The following is a 5,573-nucleotide window of genomic DNA, read 5'->3' as shown; positions in this document are numbered from 1 at the left end:
AGTTTTTATATATACTCCTAAAAAAATTATATATATCATATTTTAATTATAATTTTAATTATAAATTAATCGAAAAGAATATTACAAATAAAAGTATTTAATAAAAGTTTATTTCTAAAGGTTGTATTATATAAAAAGATTTAGTTAGGAGGAGGAAAAATGAAAAAGGTAGTAATTGTGGCAACTGGTGGTACAATTGCAATGAAAAAGGATAAAAGTGGTAAATCAATTCCAGCTGTTTCTGGCGAAGAGCTCCTTGATAGCGTCCCAGGAATTAGAGAAATTGCAGATTTTGAAGTTGTAAATTTTAGTAATTTTGCAAGCTGTAATATGAAACCGGAAAATTTATTAAAGCTTGCCAATAAAGTTAAAGATATTTTTATAAATAAAGATATAAGTGGGATAATTATCACTCATGGAACAGATACCATTGAGGATAGCGCTTTCTTTCTGGAATTAACTATTCTTGATTCAAGGCCAATAATTTTTACAGCCGCTCAAAGGGATGCGTCTGAATTTGATTCAGATGGTCCAAGAAATATAAGAAATGCTGCAAGAATAGCTGTCGATGAACGTGCAAAAAATAGAGGAGTTATGGTTTCATTAAATGAAAAGATATTTAGTGCGCTATATGTTAATAAGAAACATACAAGTAATGTTGAAACTTTTAGTTCAGGAGACATGGGGATAATTGGTTATGCTGATATAGATAGGTTGTTGTTCTATAATAGCCAAAAATCAAAGTTTAAATTTGATATTCCAGATAATTTTCCTACAGTTATTCCAATTTTGGCCTATACTGGAATGGACTCAAGTATTGTTGAGTTTTGCATCAATAATGGTGCTAAAGGCATTGTAATTGAAGCTTTCGGAAGAGGTAACGTGCCACCTGAATTAGAGGATGGAATAATTATGGCAATAGAGCGACAAATTCCTGTAGTTATAACTTCAAGATGCCACAGTGGAAGAGTTTTACCGGTTTATTCATATAAAGGAGGTTCAAGCAGATTAAAGGATTTTGGTTGTATTTTTTCTGAGGGTATTTCTACTGCAAAATCTCGTTTATTGTTGGGGCTTGCATTAACAAAAACAAATAGCTGTTCAAAGATTCAAAAAATTTTTAATAGTATTATTTCTTAATTTATTTTATGATAAAAATATTTTATTAAATTTTATAGTAGTATGCTTTATAATATCAAATATGAAGTAAAAAAGGGGGTATTTATGTACAACAGACTAGACTCTTTAAGTAGTATTTTTGATTATGTAGTAGAGATGAGAAGATACTTTCATATGAACCCTGAGTTAGGGCTGGAAGAATTTAATACTCAGGCAAAAATAATTTCTGAATTAAAAAGTTTCGGATTAAAACCTAAAGAAATTGGCAATACGGGAGTAGTTTGTGATATTGATGGTAAGGGTTCTAAAAGAATTGCAATAAGAGCTGATATAGATGCTCTACCTATAGACGATGCTATTGATAAACCTTATAAATCAAGAAAACCCAATGCGTGCCATGCATGCGGGCATGATGGTCATACTGCTATTCTTTTGGGCGTTGCTAAATTTTTTTCAGAAAACATTGATCTATTAGAAGGCAGTATTAGACTAATATTTCAGCCAAATGAAGAAAAGGTTCCTATTGGTGGAGCCAAAACTCTAATTAACGAAGGTGTTTTGGATGGTGTAGACGCTATCATTGGAGCTCATTTGTGGCAGCCAATTGAATGTGGCAAGATAGGAATTAGTTATGATAGACTTATGGCCTGCGCAGATGAGTTTACTATAAATATTAGTGGACGTGGAGGCCATGGTTCAATGCCTCATCAAACTGTGGATCCAATAATAACAGGAGCTCAGATTATTTTAGCTCTTAAAATGATCACTTCTACAAGCATAGATCCTCTAGAAAATTCAGTTTTGTCAATTGGACTTTTCAACGCTGGTTCTGCATTTAACATAATTCCCGATAAATCTGTCATCAAAGGCACAGTAAGAACCTTTTCACAAGAAGTGAGAGAGACAATATTCAGGCGTATAAAAGAAATCTGTGAAGGTATATGCACATCAAATAGAGCAAAATTTACTATGGAGCCTATTTTTGGTTATCCATCATTAATAAATCACAAGAGCATTGTAAAAGTGATTGAAAGTAGTGCAAGTGAGGTTATAGGCGAAGAAAACGTATTGCATATAAAGCCTGTGATGGGAGCTGAAGATTTCTCATATTATTTACAAAAAATAAAGGGCGCCTTCTTCTTTATAGGTGCTGGAAACGTTGACAAAGGTATAGTTTATCCTCACCATCATCCTAAGTTTGATATAGATGAAGATGCCTTGTTGGTTGGCTTGAAGGTGTTTATCGCTTCTGCGATTAACCTTTTTAAATAGTAAAAGTTTAGGGGGTAAAAAACATGAAAGCTTTAAAAATTATTTTAACTCTTGTCCCGTTTGTCTGGACGATTTTAATGATCCCTTTTGTGAACACAGTAAAACCTATTGTGTTAGGTCTTCCATTTTTAGCCTTTTGGCTAGTAGCGGGTATTTTTGTGGCCTTTGTATGTCTTAGTATTATCTACAAAATTGATGCAAGAAATTCTAAAGGATAAGGAGATAAATTATGTCGAATGAATTCTTAGCCTTAGGGATTATTTTTGTTTTTATTTTTGTTACTACCATCGTAGGAATGCTTCCGGGGATAAAAGAGAAGCTTAGTCTGGAAGGTTGGGCTATCGGCAGTAGAGGATTTGGCAGATGGCTTAGCTGGTTTATTTTGGCTGGTGAGATCTATACTGCATTTGCTTTTCTTGGTGCTAGTGGATGGGCTTATGCCAGAGGTGGCCCTACTTTCTACATATTGGGTTACGGTGCACTTGCATATGTGGTAGGGTATTACGTCCTACCAAAGATCTCTCCAATTGGTAAGAAATTTGATTTAATGACTCAGCCCGATTTAGTTCAACATATTTATAATAGCAAATCATTAGGAATCTTAACAGCTGTTATTGGAGTGCTCTTTCTCTTGCCATATCTTCAGCTTCAGCTAACCGGTTTAGGAATCATTATTCAGACCTGTTCGTATGGAATAATTACAAAAGTTCCTGCAATGCTAATTGCTTTTACACTAGTGGCTATCTTCGTTTATCTTAGCGGGCTAAAAGGAGTAGCTAGTACAGCTATTATAAAGGATATCGTTATGATAATCGCTGTAGTATTTTTTGGTCTATATTTGCCGTTTCACTTTTATGGAAATGTAGGAAATATGTTTGAAGCACTTGATGCAGCAAAACCAGGATTTCTTTCCCTTCCTGGGGGAACAAAAGTTCTTGATGTGAGTTGGGTAATGTCTACACTTGTGCTTACAAGTTTGGGATTCTATATGTGGCCACACTTTTCTGCAAATAGTTTTAGCGCAAAAAGTCCTGAGGTTTTGAGACATAATGCAGTTTTTCTTCCCCTTTATCAAATATGCCTTCTATTCCCAATGCTTATTGGCTTTACTGCACTTTTAATTTTGCCTGGTTTAAGTAATCCTGACATGTCATTTATGTTAATGGTTCAAAAAGTATTTCCAGGCTGGGCTTTAGGTCTGGTTGGTGGTGCTGGTGCACTTGCATGTATGATTCCGGCTTCTGATCTAATACTAAATACTTCGATGATTTTCACTAGAAATATCTATTGCAGGGGCTTTAACCCTGAAGCAGATCACGTGCATCAGAAATTTGTAGCTAGAATTATTGTTTTTGTAATAACAGTTACCGCACTTTGCTTGGCAATATTTGCTCCAAATTTATTAGTAAACCTTCTTCTCATTGGATATTCTGGAGTTACTCAATTTTTCCCGATGATAGTATTGGGACTCTTCTGGAAAAGGGCAACAAAACTTGCTTCATTTTGTGGTTTAATTGTTGGAGAGATATTGGTTATTTATTTAACATTTAATAAGCTTGATCCTGTTTCAATATTTGGACTTCATCTAAATGCAGGCTTTGTGGCTTTACTCATAAATTTAATAATATTTGTTATTGTAAGTCTTATCACTTCTAATAATGAAAGTATAATTACCAAGGAAGAAAGGCTAAAGGTATAATTTAAATAAGAAACGTGGGAGGTATAGTTTGATGGGTAATAGAAAGGATAAGCTTTTTAAAGACTATCTTCATGATCCATACTTTATTAAAGAAAAATATCCAGAGCCCTCTGTTTGTGAAAGATGTGGTGTAGTTTTTAATGATGGTATATTTATGTGGATCAAACCTATACCACAAAATTTCCCAAAGATGATTTGTCCTGCTTGCAAAAGAATAGAAGATAAATTTGAAGGTGGAATGGTATTACTAACTGGTAAATTTTTGAAAGATCACAAAGAGGAAATTCTTAACATAGTAAGAAATGTTGAAGCTTATAAAATCGAGAAGAGACCTTTAGAAAGAATTATGTCTATTGAAGAAAGAGGAGATACTCTTGAGATAAAAACCACTTATGAGCATCTTGCAAGAAGAATTGGTGAGGCAGTAAATAGCGCTTTCAAGGGTGAGCTAAAGATTAGCTACCCTGAAGGAGAAAAGTATGTGAGGGTAAGGTGGTTTAGAGATGAATAAAATTTATAATATATTTCTTATTTCTATTTCTATATTTTGTTTTCTAGTATTTGCAAGCATACCTTCATTTGGGGCAGAGAACACTTACGATCTAAAAATTAACAACGATAAAACCATATCAGTGGTAGGCTCAGGCTTAATAAAAGAAAGGCCAGACATTGCTTTGATAGATTTTGATATCACTTTAAAAAACAGTGATCCATCAACAGCAATGGACAATCTATCAAAGAAAGTTAACAAACTTTTGCAAAAAATTTACGAACAGGGTATTAACAAAGACAATATAAAGACTTCAAACGTTTCTCTTCAGCCAATATATGTATACGATAAAAATTTAAATAAAGAAATTTTAGATGGTTATAGCGCAACTGAATCCTTTATAATTACAACATCAGTTGAAGATTCTGGCAAAATAATATCTTTGCTTACTAATAACGGTGTAAACCAAATTAATAATATTAGATTTGAACGATCAGATATTGAACAGCTTAAACTTCGGGCGATAGAAAATGCAATGAGCGATGCAAGAAAACAGGCTAATGCTGTTTTAAGTGGAACTATGTATAGAATATCGGGAATAAAGAGCGTAACAGTATCTCCGATTTCTGCACCTAGCCCTATATTAAAAGAGAATCTATACAATAAATCTTTAACAGGAGTAAACCAACCCTTGCCAGTCGAGGGAGGTGAAATAGAAATAAGAGCAAACGTACAGGTTGTTTTCACATTTGAATAATTTATTAACCGCAATTTAACTGTAAATTAACGGTATATTAAACTTTACAAACTAAATTAATTATAGAAGGGAGAAAAAATATTGTGTAAATAATATTAGGAGTCAACTATAAAGAATTCTTAACATGGAAAAGAGTTTTATGAGAAAGCATAGCGAAAATAGTTCTAACAAGTTTATGAGCAGTAGCAAGAATAGCCTTTTTATAAGGCAGCCCTTCTTGTTTTCTTTTAAGGAAG

6 protein-coding genes are annotated in these 5,573 nt (G+C 33.3%); all 6 read left to right on the top strand.

The features are described from left to right. Nucleotides 1–159: 159 nt before the first annotated feature. The 6 genes from ACWIUX_RS05900 (at nt 160) to ACWIUX_RS05875 (ending at nt 5,337) form a co-directional block, all read left to right on the top strand. Entirely contained in the window at nt 160–1,140 is a 981-nt protein-coding gene (locus tag ACWIUX_RS05900) for an asparaginase (protein ID WP_448589803.1), read from the top strand. Between the two features lie 84 nt (nt 1,141–1,224). After that, complete coding sequence (locus ACWIUX_RS05895; RefSeq protein WP_448589802.1) at nt 1,225–2,391, top strand: M20 metallopeptidase family protein; 1,167 nt, start codon at nt 1,225–1,227, stop codon at nt 2,389–2,391. Between the two features lie 23 nt (nt 2,392–2,414). Further along, a complete protein-coding gene (locus tag ACWIUX_RS05890) occupies nt 2,415–2,609 on the top strand; it encodes a DUF3311 domain-containing protein (protein WP_448589801.1) in 195 nt (64 codons plus the stop codon). Nucleotides 2,610–2,620: 11 nt separating this feature from the next. Next, nucleotides 2,621–4,090 (top strand): sodium:solute symporter family protein, encoded by a 1,470-nt coding sequence (locus ACWIUX_RS05885; protein WP_448589800.1) that lies wholly within the window; start codon nt 2,621–2,623, stop codon nt 4,088–4,090. A 31-nt stretch (nt 4,091–4,121) separates the two neighbouring features. Beyond that, on the top strand, nt 4,122–4,601 hold the full coding sequence (locus tag ACWIUX_RS05880) for a BCAM0308 family protein (protein ID WP_448589799.1): 480 nt from the start codon (nt 4,122–4,124) through the stop codon (nt 4,599–4,601). After that, complete coding sequence (locus tag ACWIUX_RS05875; RefSeq protein WP_448589798.1) at nt 4,594–5,337, top strand: SIMPL domain-containing protein; 744 nt, start codon at nt 4,594–4,596, stop codon at nt 5,335–5,337. The genes ACWIUX_RS05880 and ACWIUX_RS05875 overlap by 8 nt, the downstream gene beginning before the upstream one ends. Nucleotides 5,338–5,573 lie beyond the last annotated feature (236 nt).

The organism is Thermodesulfobium sp. (genome assembly GCF_053498235.1).
Note: the sequence above shows the minus strand (reverse complement) of the source record. Positions and strands in the feature narration are given on the sequence as shown.